The organism is Nakamurella flava (genome assembly GCF_005298075.1).
GTDB classification, from domain to species: Bacteria; Actinomycetota; Actinomycetes; order Mycobacteriales; family Nakamurellaceae; genus Nakamurella; species Nakamurella flava.
Map to the genome: position 1 here is coordinate 1,306,289 of NZ_SZZH01000001.1, position 18,683 is coordinate 1,324,971.

An 18,683-nucleotide genomic window follows, 5' to 3' on the forward strand; every position below is an offset into this window, starting at 1 on the left:
GCGGATCGCTCCGGCGGACGCTGGGATCCGAGGACATCTGGATGAAGCTCGCGGCGCCGGTGGCGCTCGTGATCCTCGTCGTCGTCTTCGGATCGTTGAACTCCCGCTTCCTGTCCTGGCCCAGCATCACCAGCATGTTGGCGGACTCGTCGATCCCGATCGTGCTGGCGCTCGGGGCGACGTTCGCGGTGTCGTTGGCCGGCATCGACCTGTCGCTGGCCGCCACCGTGGCCCTGGGCAGCGTCACCATGGCCACCGCCTACCAGGCCGGTCTCCCCCTGCTCGTGTGCTGCGCCGTCGCCCTGCTCACCGGGCTGGCGATCGGCACCATCAACGGCGGCTTCATCGGATGGGTCCGGATTCCCGATTTCATCGTGACCCTGGGCAGTCTCAGCGTCGTGATGGGGCTGAGTCTCATCGTCTCGCAGGGCAAACCGGTCAGGATCGGCGAGCAGGCGCTCACCGCGCTCAGCACCGGCAACATCGGTGGGATCCGGTACAACTTCCTGCTGGCCATCGCCGTGGCGGTCGTGCTGCACGTGGTGTTGTTCCACACTCGGTTCGGCACCCATCTGCTGGCGGTCGGTGACAATGCCGACGCGGCCAAGGCGATGGGCCTGAAGGTCCCCCGGATCAAACTGGCCGGCTACATGATCTGCGGGGCGATGGCCGGGGTCGGCGCGATCCTGCTCACCTCCTACATCGGTTCCAGCCAGCCGGCCACGAACACCGATTACCTGCTCAAGGCGATCGCCGCGGTGGTCCTGGGCGGCGTCAGCCTCTTCGGTGGCCGAGCGACCATCTACGGCCCGGTGATCGGGGCGATCCTGCTGACCTTCCTGCAGTCGGGCCTGACCCTGCTGGGGGTGGACGCCTTCTACTCGCCGCTCGTGATCGGCGTCGTGGTGCTGGCCGCCGCGACCCTGATGAGAGGACGCAAGTGACCGACAAGATCATCGTGGACGACCTCCAGAAGTCGTTCGGCAACGTGTACGCCCTCAAGGGCGCGTCATTGACCATCAGGGCCGGTGAGATCACCGCCATCGTGGGCGACAACGGCGCCGGCAAGTCCACTCTCGTCAAGTGCTTGACCGGGCTGTACACGCCGACGTCGGGCCGCATCCTCATCGACGGCGCGCCGGTGCATTTCGCCTCGCCGCGGGACGCTCGCGAGCAAGGTATCGAAACGGTCTATCAGGACCTCGCCCTGTGCGATCAGCTCAGCGTCTGGCAGAACATGTACATGGACCGCGAGCTGACCTACGGGATCCCAGGCCTGAAGCTGCTGCGACGCAAGGAGATGCGCGCCCAGGCCGGCAAGCTGGTCGCCGACCTCGCCGTCAACGTCCCCGGGGTGTCCCGCAGCGTCAAACGCCTGTCGGGTGGTCAGCGGCAGGCGGTGGCCATCGCCCGCGGCGTCATGTGGGCGAAGAACATGATCATCCTCGACGAGCCGACCGCGGCCCTCGGTCTCAACGAGACGGCGCAGGTCGAGGCCCTCGTCCGCCGGGTCGTCGAGACGGGGAAAACGGTGCTGGTGGTGTCGCACAACTTCGAGCAGGTCAAGCGGCTGTCCCAACAGGTCTGGGTGATGCGCGGTGGTCGGGTGGTCGGCGGTACCCGCACCGCGGACGTGACCGGAGAGCAATTGGTCGGCATGGTGACCGGCGCCGTGACCACCGACCTCTCGACGACGTGACTCACCAGGTCGGGGCCCGCTCGCCCCGTACGGGCGTGACCGCCACGGCCATCAGCGGTGCGGCGGCCGCCACCACGAAACCGGCGGCATAGCCGGCCATCCCGATGAGCGCCCCCAGGGCGATCGGCGTCAGCGATGCTGCGACGTTCTGCCCGGTGTTCTGGATGCCGAGGGCCCGACCGGCCCAGAAGGGGCCGGCGATCTCGGCGACCGCGGTGAAGGCCAGACCGTTGTCGGCCACCGTGACGATCCCGCCGACGACCAGCGCCGCCACGGCCAGCCACGGAACGATCACGTCACCGAGCGCGAACGCGAGCACCACCGTCGTCGCGGCGATGGCGAGCAGGCGCATGGGCCGCAACCGGGATCCGACGCGGTCCGACCAGATACCCGCTCCGATCCGGGACAGTGCGCCGGCGATCTGGACGGCGGCCAGGAACGCACCGGCGGCCGCCACTCCCCATCCCTGCTGGCGGACCAGGTACTCGGCACCGAAGGCGCTGAACGCGAACTGGGGGACGACCAGCAGCGCACTGGCCGCGTGCACCCGCCAGAGCACGGGCTGCCGGTAGGGCGATCCCGCCGACGCCACCTCGGACCGGGCGGGCCGGGCCGGGTCCCGCACCGCCACCAGGACCGCGACGGCGGCGAGCAGACACAACCCGGCGGGTAGCAGGAGAGCAGCGATCGCTCCCGTCCGCTGGGCCAGACCGGGCAGCGCCAGGCCGGCGACCGCCACGCCCAGAGGGGTCGCCGTCTGCCGGATACCCATGGCCAGACCGCGTTCGGCCCGCGGGAACCAGCCCATGATCATCCGGCCGCTGGCGGCGAAAACCGACGCCGCGGCCGCGCCGCCGGCACCGAGCAGGACGAGGACGGCGCCGTGGCCGCCGGGCTGCGTGATGGCCAGCAGTCCGAGTGACAGGGCCGTGATCACCAGGCCCGTCACGAGCACGCGACGCTCGCCGTACCGGTCGGCGGCCGCGCCCCAGGCGATGAGGGTCACCAAAAGCCCGATGGTCGGAGCGGCGACGTAGCCGCCGGCCCCGGCCAGTGACAGCCCGAGCTGGTCCCGCAGGGTGGGCACCAGGAACGGCACGCCGTAGACGAAGGCGCAGGCGGCCGTCTGGGCGAAGACGCCGACCGCCAGGACGATCCAGCGCCGGGAACTGGCTGACATACCCGGGACGCTACTCCGCAGTCCACATATTGAGCATTTTGTCTCAACTAGTGAGACGGAATGCAGCCCGGCCCGGGTGGTCGGGCTCCGTCGCCGCACGTCAGGACGTGACGAACTCCGAGCACGCCGGGATCTGCTTCATGTACTGCTGCAACTCGGCTCCGGACAGGCTGTTCAGGCCGATGTCCTCCTGGCTCAGGCCGTCGATCTCGAACTGGATCTGCTCGACAACAGCCTGGATGCCGGCGATGTCGGTCGCCTCGTCGATGGCGATCGAGCCGCTCCCGGTGATGTCGGCCAGCCGCTTGAGGTAGTACTGGTAGGCCTCGTGCAGGGCGGGTCCGTCGGTGACGGCGGGCGGGTCGATACCGACCAGGTTGCCGTTGACCTGCAGGGCGGTATCGGCGACGGTGGCGTAGTAGTCACGGTAGGCGGTGCGGAACTCCTCCACCGGCGTCGTCGTCTGGTCGAGGGTCGGGACGGCCAGCAGCACCGGCAGCAAGGTCGTGAGATCGGTGCACGCGGTGTCCAGCCAGACGGCGGTGGCCTGATCGACGGTACCGACATCGACTGTGGGATCCACCGTCTCGAACTCGGAGGGCTCCGCCGACGGCGTGCTGCTCGGCCGCGTCGGCCGGGCACTGGTCGACGCGCTGCCGGACGAGTCTCCGCCGGGTCGGGCGGAGGTGGACGCCGACGCAGCGGAGCTCGACGCCGTGACGGTGACGGTCGCGGGGGCGGGGGCGGGGGCCGCGGTACCCGCGGTGGTGCCGCCGCAGGCGGCCAGACCGCAGGCCGCGGCCAGGGCCACACCGGCGGTGAACACGCGCAGGGAAACGGTGGAGAACGTCATCGGGCAGCCTTCACGTCAGGGCGGGGACGCCGGTCCCCGAGAGGAGAGACGGTCGGTGCCACCGACCGCACCCGGTGGGCGGGACGACCCCCTCACCGGCACCGGCCCCTCTCGGGCACCGGCAGCTGACCAGAGCGACCGGACGGCGGGTCGATACCCCGAACCGTCGCCGTCCGCGAACCGGTCGGTTGGCCACCCGGACCGGGTGGTGCCAGCACCCCGGGCAGCCGCCTCAGGAGCGGTCGGTCGGCGGCCCACCGGGCCCGGGCGGCACTCCCCCGGCGTCCGGTCGTTGCGCGACCGGGGTCGTCGCGGCATGGATCGCCTCGGCCACCGTCTCCGACAACGCGGCCGCCGGCGTGATCGAACCGCCGACGAGGTCGCGCAGACGATCCATCCTGCGCTCGTGGCCCTCGTGCCGGACCCTGGCCCGAGCCCGTCGCCGCCGCCCGTACAGGTGCCGGGCCCACCACGACCGCTCCTTGGCCAGGCGGAGGGACCCGACCCAGGTCAATGGCGGATACAGGAAGCCCAGGGCGCCGGTGATCCACTTGCCCTTCAGGAAGCAGACCAGCGCCGGCCCGAACACCACGGCGACCAGCACCCACACCCAGCCCACATAGTCGCCGGCATCGTCGAGACCCTCGCCGATGAGGGCGAAGTCGACGACGATGCGCGCCGAGGCGGCGACCACCAGCACCACCGCCACCGCATCGATGGACTTGCGGCCCTTGTCGCTCCAGTAGACGTCGTCCAGGTGCACCCACAGGGCGAACTCGTCGAACGCCAGGCCCACCCCGACCCCGAAGACCAGGGCCAACAGCGCGCCCGCCACCCCGTCCCCGGGGGTGGTGACCAGGGCCAGCAGGCCGGTGACGAACATGGTGACGATGCCGAACACCTGGTGGTGCACGTGCACCCCGCCGATGACGATGTCCTTGACCGGCCCCGTGGCCGGGGCGCCGGTCGCGCCGCGGTGACGGATGAACCGGGTCACCGCCCGGGTCACCAGGAACGAGGTCAGGATGCCGAGGAACACCCACAGACCCGGGCCGAGCGACACCAGCCCGCCGGACACGATCGCCACGAAGATGGCCCAGGCGATCTCCCCGTTGCTCATCCCGTCGGCGAGTTCGATGGCCGCGTCGTCCGACCCGTCGTCGGCGGCTCCGACATCCGTCGGCACCGTCACGGTGACCGTCACCGTCGGCGGCGCCGCGTCGGTGGCGGCCGGGGCGGCCGTGGACAGCTGATGCAGAACGGCACCGAACGGATCGGGCAGACCGGCGGTGACGTGGCTGACCGTGTCGTGCAGCGTGGGTGCCGCGGCGGCCAGGACGGTCAGCATGTCGGCACGCTCAGGCCGACGAGGCCACGGCCGCGGCGGTCTCGTCCGGTGCCGTGGCCGGGTCGGAGGCGGCCCCGGCCGGCGGGCGTTCCCGGATGCGCTGGCTGATGACCGCCGTGATGCCGTCGCCCCGCATGGAGACCCCGTACAGCGCGTCGGCGGCCTCCATCGTGAACTTCTGGTGGGTGATGATGATCAGCTGAGACGAGTCGCGCAGCTCGGTCAGCAGGCCCACCAGCCGGGTCAGGTTGACCTCGTCCAGAGCCGCCTCGACCTCGTCCATGACGTAGAACGGGCTGGGCCGGGCACGGAAGATCGCGACCAGCAGCGCCACGGCGGTCAGTGACCGCTCGCCGCCGGACAACAGCGAGAGCCGCTTGACCTTCTTGCCCGGCGGCCGGGCGTTCACCTCGATCCCGGTCAGCAGCATGTCGTCCGGGTTGGTCAGGACCAGCTCGCCGTCACCGCCGGGGAACAGGGTCGCGAAGACCGTCTTGAACTCGCGTTCCACGTCCCAGTAGGCCGAGGTGAACAGCTCGAGGATCTTCTCGTCGACCTCCTTGATGACGGCCAGGAGTTCCTTGCGGGTCGATTTGAGGTCCTCGAGCTGGGTGGACAGGAACGCGTGCCGCTCCTCCAGGGCCGCGAACTCCTCGAGCGCCAGCGGGTTGACCTTGCCCAGGGTGGTCAGGTCGCGTTCGGCCCGCTTGGCCCGCCGCTGCTGGGTGGGCCGGTCGAACCGCATCGCCGGTGGGGCGCTGACCTGTTCACCGCGCTCGCGGGCCGATTCGTACTCGGCGACCTCTTCCGCGGTCGGCGGCACGAGCACGTCCGGGCCGTGGGACGCGACGAGATCCTCGGCGCTGACGGCGAAGTCGGCCAGCGCCTGCTCGGCGAGCTGTTGGGCCCGCACGGCCTGCTGGGCCCGGACCACCTCGCCGGCGTGCACCGCGCCGGTCAGCCGGTCGAGGTCGGCCTGGAGCTCGGCGACCTGACCACGGGCGGTGGCGGCGGCCTGCTGGGCCTGGGCCTGCCGCGCGGTGGCCTGCTCCCGACGCTGCTCGGCCTGCGCCAGCGACTGCTCGAGGCGGGCCAGGATGCGTTCGCCGTCGGTCACGACCCGGCGCGCCACGGCCAGGCGCCGCTCCCGTTCCGCGGACTCGGCGGCCGCCCGGGCCCGCCGGGCACGCTCCATCGCCGCGGTCCGCCGCAGCCCCTCGGCCTTGCCGGCGACGGCCCTCACCCGTTCCTCGGCGCTGCGCAGGGTGAGCCGGGCCTCGACCTCCCGCTGTCGCACGACTGCCGTGCGATCGGCGAGTTCGTCCCGACGGCTCGCGTCCGGCTCCTCCGACTCGTCCTCGGAATCGGCCTGCGCGGCGTGCAGACGGGCCTCGAGATCGGCGACCGCCTGGCGGTTCTCGGTCCGGGCGGCGTCGGCCGCGGCCCGCTGCTGTTCGAGCCGGGAAAGTTCGGCCTTGGCCGAGCGGGCCGCACCGGCGAGCCGGTTCAACTGCTCCTCGACGGCCGACATGCGGGCATCCGAGTCGTGCAGAGCGGCGAGCGTGGCCGTGGCCTCGGACTGCCGCTGGCCCACTTCGGCCGTCGCTCCGGCCAGCGCGGCCTCGGCGGCCGCGACCGTGGCGCGGACATGGGTCCGCTGCTCCTCGGCCCGGTCGACCGCCAGTTGGCGTTCTAGCGTCGACTGGGCGCTGTCGGTGCCACCGGCCGCCCAGCCGGCGCCGATCAGGTCCCCGTCCGCGGTGACCGCGCGCACCGCCGACTGGGCGGCGACGAGGGCCTGGGCGGCGTCGAGATCGTCGACGACGGCCACCCCCGCCAGCGCCGCGACCACCCCGGTCCGCAGCCGCTCCGGCGCGGTCACCAGGTCCAGGGCCCAGCGGGCGCCCGCCGGCAGGTCCGGGCGATCCGAGGCCTCGCCCGATCCGGGGGCCTGCTCGACCATCAGGCCGGCCCGTCCGCCGTCGGACTCCCGCAGCAGCCGCAGTGCGGCCGCCGCGTCGGCCACCGTGGTGACCACGATCGCGTCGGCCAGCGGGCCGAGCGCGGCGGCCACCGCCCGTTCCGCGCCGGCGGCCACCTTCAGCTGACCGGAGACCGGACCGACGACGCCGGTCAACCGGTCCGTCGCACCCAGCACGGCGCCGCGCCCGTCCTTCGGATCCAGTCCGAGCCGCAGGGCGTCGATCCGGGCCCCCAACTCGGCGTCCTGCGCCCGGGCGGCGCGCAGCTCCTCGGTCAGGGTGGACACCCGGGCCTGCGCCGCCTCCAACGCGGCCACCGCGTCCTCGTGGTCGGCGTCGAGCCCGATCTCGGACGAGTCGAGGTCGCCGACCGAACCCTGCAGGCCGGCGAACTCCTGCTCGGCGGTGGTCGCCCGGCCGGCGGCCTCGGCGATGGCGCCGGCCAGCCGGGCGGCCGCGTCGTCGGCGGCCGACAGCCGGGAGCGCGCCGCCTGGACCTGACCGGCCAACCGGGCGAGTCCTTCGCGCCGGTCGGCGATCGCCCGACTGGCCGACAGCAGCTCCTGCTCGGCGGTGCGCAGCATCGACTCGAGTTCACCGCGTTCGGCGGCGACGGCGTCGACCGTCTCCTGCGCCCCTTCGCGGGCCGCCTCGGCCGCCTCCTCGTCCATCTCGGCCCGTTCGGCCGCCGCCTCCAGTTCCTCGGGCTCCCGGCCGGATCCGGCGTTCGGCAGCGGAGCCGACAGGTGCCGGGACCGTTCGGCGGCCAGCGAGACGGTGCCGCGGAACCGTTCGGCCAAGGCGGACAGGGCGAACCAGGTGTCCTGGGCCCGTTGCAGGGCCGGCGCCACCTCCTTGAGCGCGGCCTCCGCCGTCTCCCGGGTGGCCGTGGCCTCGGTCAGCGCGGCGGTGATCCGGTCCCGCTGCTCGTCCAGGGCCTGCTCGTCGACGGCGTCCTTGGCGATCTGCGCGGTCAATTGGGCGATGTCGTCGGCCAGCAGCCGCATCCGCGAGTCCCGCAGGTCGGCCTGGATCCCGGCGGCCCGACGGGCCACCGCGGCCTGCCGGCCCAACGGTCCGAGCTGCCGGCGGATCTCGGTGAGCAGGTCCGACAGTCGGGTGAAGTTCGCCTGGGACGAGTCCAGGCGACGCTGGGCCCGTTCCTTGCGCTTGCGGTGCTTGAGGACGCCAGCGGCCTCCTCGATGAACGCCCGGCGGTCCTCCGGCCGGGCCGACAGCACGGCGTCCAACTGGCCCTGCCCGACGATGACGTGCATCTCCCGGCCGATGCCGGAGTCGGACAGCAGCTCCTGGATGTCCAGCAGCCGGCAGGCCTTCCCGTTGAGCTCGTACTCCCCGGCGCCGTCCCGGAACATCCGGCGGGTGATCGAGACCTCGGTGTAGTCGATGGGCAGCGCGCCGTCGGAGTTGTCGATCGTCAGCGTCACCTCGGCCCGGCCCAGCGGCGGCCGGTCGGCGGTGCCGGCGAAGATGACGTCCTCCATCTTGCCGCCGCGCAGCGCCTTGGCGCCCTGCTCCCCCAGCACCCAGGCGATGGCGTCGACGACGTTGGACTTCCCGGAGCCGTTCGGCCCGACGACCGCGGTGATGCCCGGCTCCAGGCGCAGCGTGGTGGACGACGCGAAGGACTTGAACCCCTTCATGGTCAGGGATTTCAGGTACATGCGGCGGTCGTCCCCCTGTCCGTTCTGTTCGGCCGGCTCGGCGCCCCCCGGCGACCGTCGGCCACGCGGAGCATGCCGGGGCCGGCGGGTACGTCCGGTCGCACGCTACCGGCTCCGGGCGGCCCCGGGGTGCAGGCTCAGCGCACCCCGAAGCCCGTGGCCCCCCGCGCCTCGTCCCACCGTTCGACGACGGTGTCGACCGACCCCGGGGTGCGGGGACCCCGCAGATCGTCCAGCAGGGCCTGGCAGTCGGCCCGGGGTCCCTCGACGACCACCTCGACCCGGCCGTCGACCAGGTTGCGGGCGTACCCGGCCAGGCCGTGTTCGCCGGCCCGGGTCCGGGTCCACCAGCGGAACCCGACCCCCTGGACGACCCCGTGCACCCAGGCGGTCAACCGGGCCGGTGCTGCGGGATCGCGGGTCGGCTCGCTCATCGTGCTGCTCCTCGAGGGGTCGGGGGTGCCGGGGTCAGAGACGTGACGGGTCGAACGGTCAGCCCCGGTACACCGTGAGCCGGGTGTCGGAGATCTGGATGTCCAACCGGTCGACCGGTGCGGTGGTCTCGCCGTCGTGGGCCACCGGGCGGGGCCCTTCCGGGAGCTGGATCCGGACGCGGCCGGCCTCCACCGCCTCGTACACCCCGCTGAAGCGGGGCAACCCGATGAACGACATCAGGACGGCGCGGGTGCGGGACAGCGGTCGGTCGGCCCGCAGGAACTGGACGTCCAGTACTCCCCCGGCCAGCTGATCCCGCCAGCTCGGGGTCAGTCCCCGAGGGGTGTAGCGGCCGTTGCCGACGAAGACGATCCACACCTTGAACTTGCGGTCGTTGATCGTCACCTGCCACGGCGCGGTGTGCCGCAGGGTGCGGAACACGGCCAGGGCCGTCGCGGGCCACTTTCCCATCCGCTGCGAGTAGCGGTCGCGCCGGTCGACCATCTCCGGGTAGGTCCCGACGCTGGCGGTGTTGAGGAAGGCGGCGCCGTTGAGGAAGCCGAGGTCGACCATCCCGGCGCGGCCCTCCTCGACCGCGCTCGCCATCTGCTCGACGGTGAGCGCTCCGATGGACTTGGCGAAGTTGTTGAACGTGCCGGCCGGGAACACGGCCAGCGGTATGCCACGGTCGTGGGCGATGGCGGCGACCGACGCGACGGTGCCGTCGCCGCCGGCCACCCCCAGCGCCCGCAGGCTGCCCTCACCTTCGGCCGGCAGCGCGTCGGCCAGGTCGGTGTCCGGGTCCCACTCCACGATCCGCACGGCGGGCAGGGCCGCACGGAGGGCGTCAGCGGCGCCGTCGCTGCTCCCGGACCGGGCGTTGACGACGACGGTCAGGCCCTCGCCCTGTGGCAGGGCCGGGGCGTCGCCCGCGGCCATCAACGCCGGCGAGGTCGGCTTGACCGGCCACAGCCGCTTGCCCAGCAGGGCGGCAGCCACGCCGACGGCGGCACCGGCGACGACGTCGGAGCGGTGATGAACCCCGACGTGCACCCGCGAGTAGGCGACGGCCGCAGCCAATGGCCCCAGGCCGAGCGCCGAGAGCGGCAGTTCCAGCGCCGCGCCGGTCGCGAAGGCGGCGGCCGACGCCGAGTGACCGGACGGGAACGACGACGTCCACGGGCGGCGCTCGATCCGCCGGCCCATCGCCGTCCGCTCGATCTCCGGGCGGCGCCGACCGATGATCGGCTTGAGGATCGCGTTCGAGGTGAAGCTCGCGATGGCCAACGAGGAGATGCCACGCAGGGCGGCCCGCCGGGTGCGGCCGGGCACCAGGGCCCCCACGATCCCGATACCCAGCCAGAGCCGGCCGTGATTGGCCGACGTCGTCAGGGCCCGCAGGGCACTGTCGACGGTCCGCGACTCCGCAGACGGCAGCTCGGCGGGGGTGCGGGCGAGGGGGCCGTCGACGGCCGGCAGACGCCGGGCCACCGCCGACCACAGCGACGGGGAGGTGGGGTTCACCCCCGCACTCTACGAACCCGCACCAGAGCGGCCCGGGCGGCGGGGGCCTTCCGGTCACCCCGACCGAGCGGGGACCTCCGCCGCCCGCGCCGTGTCACCCCCGGCGACCGGCACTCCGGGTCAGGGCCGTGCGCACCGGGCCCGGCAGCAACGCGGCCGGCCAGTTCTGGAAGGTGACCGGACGCTGCCAGCGGCGGGCGGCGTCGGCGCCGATCGAAGTGGAGGACGGTGCGGTGCTCGCCGGGTAGGGACCTCCGTGGTGCAATGCCCGCGTCACGGCGACGCCCGTCGGCCAGCCGTTCCAGATGACCCGGCCGACCCGTTCGGTCAGGGCCGGCACCAGGGCGGCGGCGACCGGGTCGGCGGGCTCCCCGTGCACCGTCGCGGTGAGGGCGCCGTCGATCCGGTCGGCCAACGCCGTCAGGTCAGCGGGGTCATCGTACTCGACCACCACCGCCGCCGGGCCGAAACACTCCTCGAGAGTCACTGCGCCGAAGAGAATCTCGGCCGCCGGTATCGTGACAAGCGCCGCCTGGGTGGCGGCACCCCCGGCGTGGACCGTCGCCCCGGGCAGGGCCGCTAGCGCCTTCACCCCCTCCTGGTAGGCGTGTGCGATCCGGTCGGTGAGCAGGTCGACGTCGTCCGGGCTCATAGCGGCCGCGGCGGCGGCCGCCAGTCCACTGCCGGCCGGAGCGAACAACACCCCCGGCTTGGTGCACAACTGACCGCCGCGTCCGGTGACGCTGGCCGCGAACCCGGCGGCGATCTCGGCCACCCGGGCCTGGGCCGCGGCGGGAGTGACGTAGACCGGGTTGAGTGAGGCGAGCTCACCGAAGAACGGGATCGGGTCGGGTCGGCCGACCGCGAGGTCGAACAGGACCCGGCCACCGGCCAGACTGCCGGTGAAACCGCAGGCCCGGATCCGGCCGTCGACCAGGGCGGCTGTCCCGGCGGCCACGCCGGTCAGATGACCCAGGGTGCCGTCCGGGGCACCGGCCTTCCGCAGGGCGGCGACGGCCACCTCGAAGGTCCGCCGGGACAGCTGCGGATGCCCGGGGTTGCCCTTGACCACCACAGGACAACCCGCCGCCCAGGCCGAGGCGGTGTCGTTGCCGACCACGGAGAACGCGAAGGGGAAATTGCTCGCCGTGAACACCAGGACCGGGCCGATGGGCAGGGCCGCACGCACCAGGGCGGGACGCGGCGCGACGGGATAGTCGGCATCGGCCTCCTCGACGACCAGGTCCAGGAGCTCCGGGGACGCTGCCCGGTCGGCCAGGTGCTGCAACTGGAAGACCGTCCGGGTGACCTCGACGTCCAGCGCCGCCCGGGGTAGGCAGGTCTCGGCCACGGCGAGATCGAGCAGTTCAGCACGGTGCTCGTCGACCGCCGCAGCGACGGTCCGCATCCAGCGCGCCCGTTCGGCGCCCTCCTGCGCGGCCAGGACCGGCGCCGCGGCATCGGCCGCTGCCAGGACGAGATCCGTGTCGTACGTGGTGGTGTCGGCCGGGGCCGCTGCGGTGGTCGTCATGATGGCGACCCTAGGGCAAACCGTTGACAGAGTGAAGATCTTCACTATAGTTCCACCATGACCACGGCCCCGGGAGTGACCGACCAGGAAGCTCCCAACCTCACCGTGATGGTCGCCGCCATCGGCGCGACCGTCCGTCAGCTCCGCAAGGAAGCGGGACTCACCCTCGAGCAGCTCGCCGACCGCGGCCAGCTGTCCGTCGGACTCGTCAGTCAACTGGAACGCGGAAAAGGCAACCCCAGCTTCGCGACCCTGGTGCAGATCGCCCATGGACTCAACGTCCCCGTCGGCCGTCTGATGCTGATCGAGAACACCCCCAGCCCGGTCGTCCGCGCCTCCCAACGACGACGGGTCGACTCACACGGCATCCCCGGCGACCTGTGCGTCTACGAGATGCTGACCCCCGACCTCAACGGCGCTCTGGAAGCGACCTGGGTCCGCGCACTCCCCGGTCATGACACCAGCGCCACCCCCTTCGTGCACCACGGCGAAGAGATCGGAATCGTCCTCTCGGGCTCCCTCGACGTGCACGTCGGGGACACGAGTTACCGACTGGACGCCGGCGACTCCATCCGCTTCTCCTCCACCGTCCCCCATTGGTTCGCCAACCGGGGCACGGAAACCGTTGACGCCGTGTGGGTGTCGACTCCCCCGAGCTGGTGACCGACCGCCCCTACGGGGCGGCCCCTGCACAGTCCTCCCACCGCCCCTCCCGCGACCGCCGCCGTCGTCGCGCGCCCGAGGGCCGGTGTCCTCGACGACCCCTGCGACCGGGTTGACGCCTGCCGTCACCGGGAAGGCCCAGTCATGTCCGTGACCTCCAAGCCCGAACCCACGGGCGCCCCTCGCCCCCACGTCCCCACTGCCTCCGCACCCTCGCCCACCGAGCGCCAGAGCCTGCGCCGCTCCATGCTGGGCCTCGGTCTCGGCAACACCCTCGAGTGGTACGACTGGCAGATCTTCGGTCTGCTGGCCGCCGTCATCGGCCCGCACTTCTTCCGGACCGACACTGTCCTCGAAGCCACCCTCGCAACCCTGTCGGTGTTCGCCGTCGGCTTCGTCGCCCGACCCATCGGCGGGATCCTGCTGGGCGGGGTCGCCGACCGCATCGGCCGCAAAGCGGTCATGCTGTGGTCGGTCGGCCTGATGGCCGTCACCACCCTGGTCATCGGCGTCCTGCCCGACGTGCACACCATCGGCGTCGCCGCCCCGATCATCCTGGTGGTCTGCCGCCTGCTGCAGGGCCTCTCGACCGGGGTCGAGGCGCCCCTTTCCACCGCGTACGGCGTCGAGATCATGCCGCACGACAAGTCGGGCCTGGCCGCCGGCATCATCAGCGGCTTCGTGAACCTCGGCATCATGGTCGGCTCGCTGCTGAACTTCCTGCTCAGCCTGACCCTCGGCTCCGCCGTCATGTCGGACTGGGGCTGGCGCATCCCGTTCTGGGTCGGGGCCGCCATGGGCGTGGTCGTCGTCTGGCTCCGGCGCTCGCTCCCCGAGACCCTGGAGACCTCGGAGCCGGAGTACGTCGGCGTCACCCGCGACATCTGGCGTCAGGTGTTCGGCCGCTGGCGCAGCCTGCTCGCGGTCATCTTCATCGTCGGCGCGGCCCAGGCGTTCAACTACGGCTGGAACGTCGGCCTGCCCAACCTGGCCCGCTCCACTTACGGCGAGAACCTCACCGCTGTCTTCGGTCTCACCGCCGTACTGTCGCTGTTCATGGTCCTGGGCTCGCCGATCGTCGGCCAGTGGACCGACCGCTGGAAGCTCGGGCGCACCTTCGTCATCGGCCGGTGGCTGATGATCCCGACCGTCTTCCTCATGCTGCTCTACACCGGGCCCGGCCTCGGTGGCTTCGCCGCCGTGCTGCTGCTCGGCGCCCCGGTGCTGCTGCTCAACATGACCCTCTACGTCGTCACCAGCACCTCACTGTTCCCCAAGGGCATCCGCGCGGCCGGCGGGGGCCTGGGCTACGGCGTCGCCGTGGCCAGCATGGGCGGCACCGCCAGCTACCTCGTCGTCTGGCTCGGCAGCAAGGGTCTCGGCTGGATGTTCCCGGTCTACGCCGCCGCCCTCGCCCTCATCAGCATCGTCCTGTACCGCAGTGCCCGTGAGAAGGAAGGGATCTTCGTCGGTGAATGACACCCTGACCGTCAAGGAACATCTGGCCGACACCCCGGTCGTCGCCCAGTGCGACGTCGTGGTGGTGGGCGGCGGTCCGGCCGGCGTTTCGGCCGCCGTCAGCGCCGCCCGCAACGGGCTGTCGGTGACGCTGCTCGAGCGGTATCCGTCCCTCGGCGGACTGGCGTCCGGCGGCATGGTGCTCGTGCTGGACGACATGATCAACGGCTCGGAGATCACGGTCACCGGCATCTGCAGCGAGTACGTCGAACGCCTGGAACGGATCGGCCTGGCCGTCCTGCCCCCCGAGGAGGACCGACGCAGCTCGGTCGAGACCTGGAACCGCTGGGGCCGTTACGGCACCTTCGACTTCCATTCCACCGAACACCCGAAACCGGTCTGCTACGCCGTCGCTTTCGATCCCGACGGCTGGAAGCGGGTGTCCAACGATCTGGTCCGCGAGGCCGGGGTGAACCTCCGCCTGCACAGCTGGTTCTCGCGGGTCGTCATGGAGGACGGCCGGATCCGCGGCGTGGTCGCGGAGACCAAGAGCGGCCCCCAGGCCGTGCTGGCCGATGTCGTCATCGACACCACCGGCGACATCGACGTGGCCGCCCGCGCCGGCGCCCCGTACGTCAAGGACTCCTACCTGACCACCCTGGTCTTCCGGCTCGGCGGGGTCGACACCGACGCCGCGGAAGCCTTCGAGCAAGCCGATCCCAAGCAGGCCCGGGCGATCAACAAGGCCATCAAGCGGGCCCTGGGCGGGGCCTGGGAGCTGTGGTGGCTCAAGACGCCCATCCCCGGCGTGGTGTGGTGCAACGCCCCCCACATGACCGGATTCGACGGCACCGACCCGGCCTCGCTCACCGAAGCCGAATACGTCTCCCGCGAGAAGATCGCCACCGCAGTCGAACTCACCCGGGCGACGCTCCCCGGATTCGAGAACTGCTACGTCCTGGATGTCGCCGAACAGATGGGTGTCCGGCAGACGCGGTTGCTGCAGGGTGAGTACGTGATGACCGTCGACGACGTCCGCAACCGCAGGCACTTCCCTGACAGCGTCGCCCGCGGCCGGGACTACTACTACCCCTACCGCAGCCTGCTGCCCCGTCGGGTCGATCAGTTGCTCGTCGCCGGGCGCCACTACTCGGCGACGCCCCAGGCCCAGAAGATGTCGCGGGAGATCCCACCGTGCATGGCCATGGGTCAGGCCGCCGGCATGGCCGCCAGCCTGGCGGTCGAACAGGGCATCGTGGTGCGTGACGTCGACCCGCTCGACATCCAGCGGCTGATGCGCAAACACGGGGCCGACCCCGGTGACGTCCCCAGCACCAACGCCGGGGTGGCCTCCCCGGACTCGCTCGAATCGGAGGTCGAACAGTGAGCGACGAGACACCTTTCCCGCCCGGGGCCCTGGACGGCGTGACCGTCCTGGACTTCACCCAGGTCTACATGGGCCCGTCGGCCACCCAGCTGCTCGGCGACTTCGGGGCCGAGGTGATCAAGGTGGAGCGGCCCCGGTGGGGAGACCTGTCGCGCAACTCCTTTCCCGACCGCAGTGGCCAGGACAACCCGATCTTCTATTCGATCAACCGCAACAAGCGCAGCATCAGCCTGGACACCCGCGGCGACGCCGGCAAGCAGGTGCTGTACGACCTCATCGGTGACATCGACGTAGTGGTCAGCAATTTTCGCGCCGGAGTCATGGAACGCATGGGCCTGGGCTACGAGCGGCTGCGCCAGATCAACCCCGGCCTGATTTGGGCGTCGGGTACCGGATTCGGCGAGACCGGGCCCTACGCCCACAAGGGTGGCCAGGACGTCCTGCTCCAAGCCCTCTCCGGCGTCATGTGGCGACGACAAAGCGAGGACACCCCGCTCTCGGTCTACCCGACCACCTTGTGCGACTACACCACCGGGATGCACCTGACCCAGGGGATCCTGCTGGCCCTCCTGGCCCGGGGCCGCACCGGCCAGGGGCAGCGGGTCGACGTGCGGATGTTCGACTCGATGCTGCACATGCAGATGCAGGAGGCGGCGACCCAGCTCAACCGCGGCGCCGAGGTCAACTGGGCGGCCATGCCGCTGTCCGGCGTGTTCCCCACGACCGACGGGGCCGTCTGCTTCGTCGGGGCCTTCAAGCAAGAGCCGCTGCGTGACCTCTGCGGTGCCCTGGACCTCGACGACGAACTCTGGCAGCGCCCCGAACTGCAGGACCATGACGGTCAGATGGCCAACAAGGCCGAGCTGCAGGAGGTCTTCCGGCGGGCATGCGCCACCAACACGACCGCGCACTGGATTGAACGCCTGGAGGCGGCCGACCTGCTGTGCGCTCCGGTGCTGTCGATGGTCGAGGCGCTCGCCGACAAGCAGACCGAGATCAACGGGATGATCGTGAAGATGGACCACCCGACCGAGGGCACCGTCGAGGTGCTGAACGCGCCCATCGGACTGTCCGCGACCCCGGCCTCCATCCGGCACCGGGCACCCACCCTGGGGGAGCACTCGGCCGAGATCCTGCGTGACCACGGCTTTTCCACCGACCGCATCGCCCGGCTGACGCAGGACGGGGTGATCTCGTGACGACGGACCAGGATCCCGGCGCCGGGATCGACTGGCAGGTCCAAGACGGCGTCGGCCGGCTCACCATCGACCGGCCACGGGTGCTGAACGCCCTGGACGGGGCGGCCACCGCCCGAATGGTGCAGATCTGGACGGAGGCCGAGAAGGACCCGACGCTCCGGTGCATCGTGCTGACCGGTGCGGGCGACCGGGCCTTCTGTGCCGGGGCTGACATGTCCTCCGCGGCAACGGGTCCCAGTGGTCTGGAGTATTGGGCGGCGCTGACCCCGGACGGTTTCGGAGGTATCAGCCTGCGCCGCACCCTCGACGTACCGGTGATCGCTCGCGTCAACGGGTACGCGCTCGGCGGCGGGTTCGAGATGGTCCTGGGCTGCGACATCGTCGTGGCTGCGGAGACTGCATCGTTCGCCCTGCCCGAGCCGCGGGTCGGCCGATTACCGCTGGACGGCGGGATGGTGCTGCTGCCCCGCAAGATCCCGCACAACCTGGCGATGGGGATGATGCTCACCGGCCGCCGCGTTCCGGCCGCCGAACTACAAGCGTTCGGCGTGGTCAACGAGGTCGTTCCGGCCGCGGAGCTCGACACCGCCGTCGACCGCTGGGTCACCGACATCGTCGCCTGTGCCCCGCTGTCCGTCCGGGCCGTCAAACAGTCGGTCCAGCGCACCGCCGAGCTCGATCCGCGGACCGCCCGCGATGCCCGGCTGCCCGCCGTCATCGACGCGCTCACCAGTGCCGACGCCGACGAGGGTCCCCGGGCGTTCCGGGAGAAACGCGCACCGGTGTGGACCGGAAAGCCCAGCCGATGACCGGCCCGAGGTTGGCGTCCGGGGTCTGGGGGGTTGTCGCCACCCCGTTCACCAATGACCTGCAGGTGGACGAGCGAAGTCTGCGGCGCCTGGTCCGGCACTACGCCGACATCGGGGTCACCGGACTGACCGTCCTCGGGGTGTTCGGCGAGGCCGCCGCCCTGGACGCGGACGAGCGCGCGGCTGTCCTGCGCGCCGTCGTCGACGAGGTCGATCTTCCGCTCACGGTCGGCCTGACCTCGCTGGCCACCGCACCGGGCCGCCAGGAGGCCACGGCAGTGCTGGCCGCCGCGGGCGACCGGGTGGCCGCGGTGATGGTGCAGGTCAACAGCCCGGTCGTCGAGATCGTGGTGGACCATCTCGACGCGATCAGTACGTCGGTCGACCTGCCGGTCGTGGTGCAGGACTACCCCGTCGCCAGCGGGATCACCATCGCCATCCCGGCGCTGCGCATGGTGGTGCAGACCGCGGCCCGGGTCGCCGCCGTCAAGGCGGAGGCCCCGCCCACTCCTCCGGCCATCGCTGCACTGTCCGACCTCGGTGTCCCAGTGTTCGGCGGACTCGGCGGCATCGGACTGCTGGATGAGCTGGCCTGTGGCTCGGCCGGGGCCATGACCGGCTTCTCCTACCCGGAGGCGCTGCTCGACTGCGTCGCCGCCCACCGGTCCGGCGGCTTCCCCGCAGCCCGGGCGGTGTTCGCCCCCTGGCTACCGCTGGTCACCTTTGAACAACAGGCCCGGATCGCGCTGGCCATCCGCAAGCAGTGTCTGGTCGAGCGCGGCCTCATCGACCACGCGACCGTCCGACCGCCGGCCGCGTCGCTGCCCGACGCGCTCCGGGGTCCGCTGCGGGTGCAGATGGCTGCCGCCGCCCAGCTGCGCACCGGCCGGCCCGCGGTCTGACGTCGACCTCGGCCCACCCCCGACCGTA

15 protein-coding genes are annotated in these 18,683 nt (G+C 71.8%); 8 read left to right on the top strand and 7 right to left on the bottom strand.

The window, feature by feature from the left end; translation table 11 throughout:
• Positions 1-41: 41 nt before the first annotated feature.
• Complete coding sequence (locus FDO65_RS05875; RefSeq protein ID WP_166442051.1) at positions 42-944, top strand: ABC transporter permease; 903 nt, start codon at positions 42-44, stop codon at positions 942-944.
• Positions 941-1,699, top strand: coding sequence for an ATP-binding cassette domain-containing protein (locus tag FDO65_RS05880; protein ID WP_137448463.1), 759 nt, complete (start codon positions 941-943; stop codon positions 1,697-1,699). The genes FDO65_RS05875 and FDO65_RS05880 overlap by 4 nt, the downstream gene beginning before the upstream one ends.
• 1 nt (position 1,700) lies before the next feature.
• Here the strand turns inward: FDO65_RS05880 and FDO65_RS05885 are convergent, their stop codons facing one another.
• The 7 genes from FDO65_RS05885 to FDO65_RS05915 form a co-directional block, all read right to left on the bottom strand.
• Complete coding sequence (locus tag FDO65_RS05885; protein ID WP_137448464.1) at positions 1,701-2,879, bottom strand: MFS transporter; 1,179 nt, start codon at positions 2,877-2,879, stop codon at positions 1,701-1,703.
• 100 nt (positions 2,880-2,979) lie between these two features.
• Positions 2,980-3,732: a hypothetical protein gene (locus FDO65_RS05890; RefSeq protein WP_137448465.1), complete on the bottom strand. Its 753-nt coding sequence runs from the start codon at positions 3,730-3,732 to the stop codon at positions 2,980-2,982.
• Between the two features lie 232 nt (positions 3,733-3,964).
• Positions 3,965-5,080: a hypothetical protein gene (locus FDO65_RS05895; RefSeq protein ID WP_137448466.1), complete on the bottom strand. Its 1,116-nt coding sequence runs from the start codon at positions 5,078-5,080 to the stop codon at positions 3,965-3,967.
• A 10-nt stretch (positions 5,081-5,090) separates the two neighbouring features.
• On the bottom strand, positions 5,091-8,747 hold the full coding sequence (gene smc, locus FDO65_RS05900) for a chromosome segregation protein SMC (RefSeq protein ID WP_137448467.1): 3,657 nt from the start codon (positions 8,745-8,747) through the stop codon (positions 5,091-5,093).
• Between the two features lie 137 nt (positions 8,748-8,884).
• A complete protein-coding gene (locus FDO65_RS05905) occupies positions 8,885-9,181 on the bottom strand; it encodes an acylphosphatase (protein WP_137448468.1) in 297 nt (98 codons plus the stop codon).
• A gap of 58 nt (positions 9,182-9,239) precedes the next feature.
• Entirely contained in the window at positions 9,240-10,706 is a 1,467-nt protein-coding gene (locus FDO65_RS05910) for a bifunctional phosphatase PAP2/diacylglycerol kinase family protein (protein WP_240757451.1), read from the bottom strand.
• Positions 10,707-10,800: 94 nt separating this feature from the next.
• Positions 10,801-12,237 (bottom strand): aldehyde dehydrogenase family protein, encoded by a 1,437-nt coding sequence (locus tag FDO65_RS05915; protein WP_137448469.1) that lies wholly within the window; start codon positions 12,235-12,237, stop codon positions 10,801-10,803.
• A gap of 57 nt (positions 12,238-12,294) precedes the next feature.
• On the opposite strand from FDO65_RS05915, the gene FDO65_RS05920 reads away from it, so the two are divergent.
• From FDO65_RS05920 to FDO65_RS05945, 6 genes are all read left to right on the top strand, one after another.
• Positions 12,295-12,900 carry a helix-turn-helix domain-containing protein gene (locus FDO65_RS05920; protein WP_137448470.1) on the top strand — a complete coding sequence of 202 codons (606 nt, stop codon included), beginning with the start codon at positions 12,295-12,297 and terminating at the stop codon, positions 12,898-12,900.
• Between the two features lie 144 nt (positions 12,901-13,044).
• Positions 13,045-14,379: an MFS transporter gene (locus tag FDO65_RS05925; RefSeq protein WP_420847502.1), complete on the top strand. Its 1,335-nt coding sequence runs from the start codon at positions 13,045-13,047 to the stop codon at positions 14,377-14,379.
• Complete coding sequence (locus tag FDO65_RS05930; RefSeq protein ID WP_276606821.1) at positions 14,372-15,745, top strand: FAD-dependent oxidoreductase; 1,374 nt, start codon at positions 14,372-14,374, stop codon at positions 15,743-15,745. Before FDO65_RS05925 ends, FDO65_RS05930 begins: the two co-directional genes overlap by 8 nt.
• A complete protein-coding gene (locus tag FDO65_RS05935) occupies positions 15,742-16,944 on the top strand; it encodes a CaiB/BaiF CoA transferase family protein (RefSeq protein WP_205849805.1) in 1,203 nt (400 codons plus the stop codon). The genes FDO65_RS05930 and FDO65_RS05935 overlap by 4 nt, the downstream gene beginning before the upstream one ends.
• Positions 16,941-17,753 (top strand): enoyl-CoA hydratase-related protein, encoded by an 813-nt coding sequence (locus FDO65_RS05940; RefSeq protein ID WP_137448472.1) that lies wholly within the window; start codon positions 16,941-16,943, stop codon positions 17,751-17,753. The genes FDO65_RS05935 and FDO65_RS05940 overlap by 4 nt, the downstream gene beginning before the upstream one ends.
• Positions 17,750-18,655 (top strand): dihydrodipicolinate synthase family protein, encoded by a 906-nt coding sequence (locus FDO65_RS05945; protein ID WP_137448473.1) that lies wholly within the window; start codon positions 17,750-17,752, stop codon positions 18,653-18,655. The genes FDO65_RS05940 and FDO65_RS05945 overlap by 4 nt, the downstream gene beginning before the upstream one ends.
• Positions 18,656-18,683: the final 28 nt, after the last annotated feature.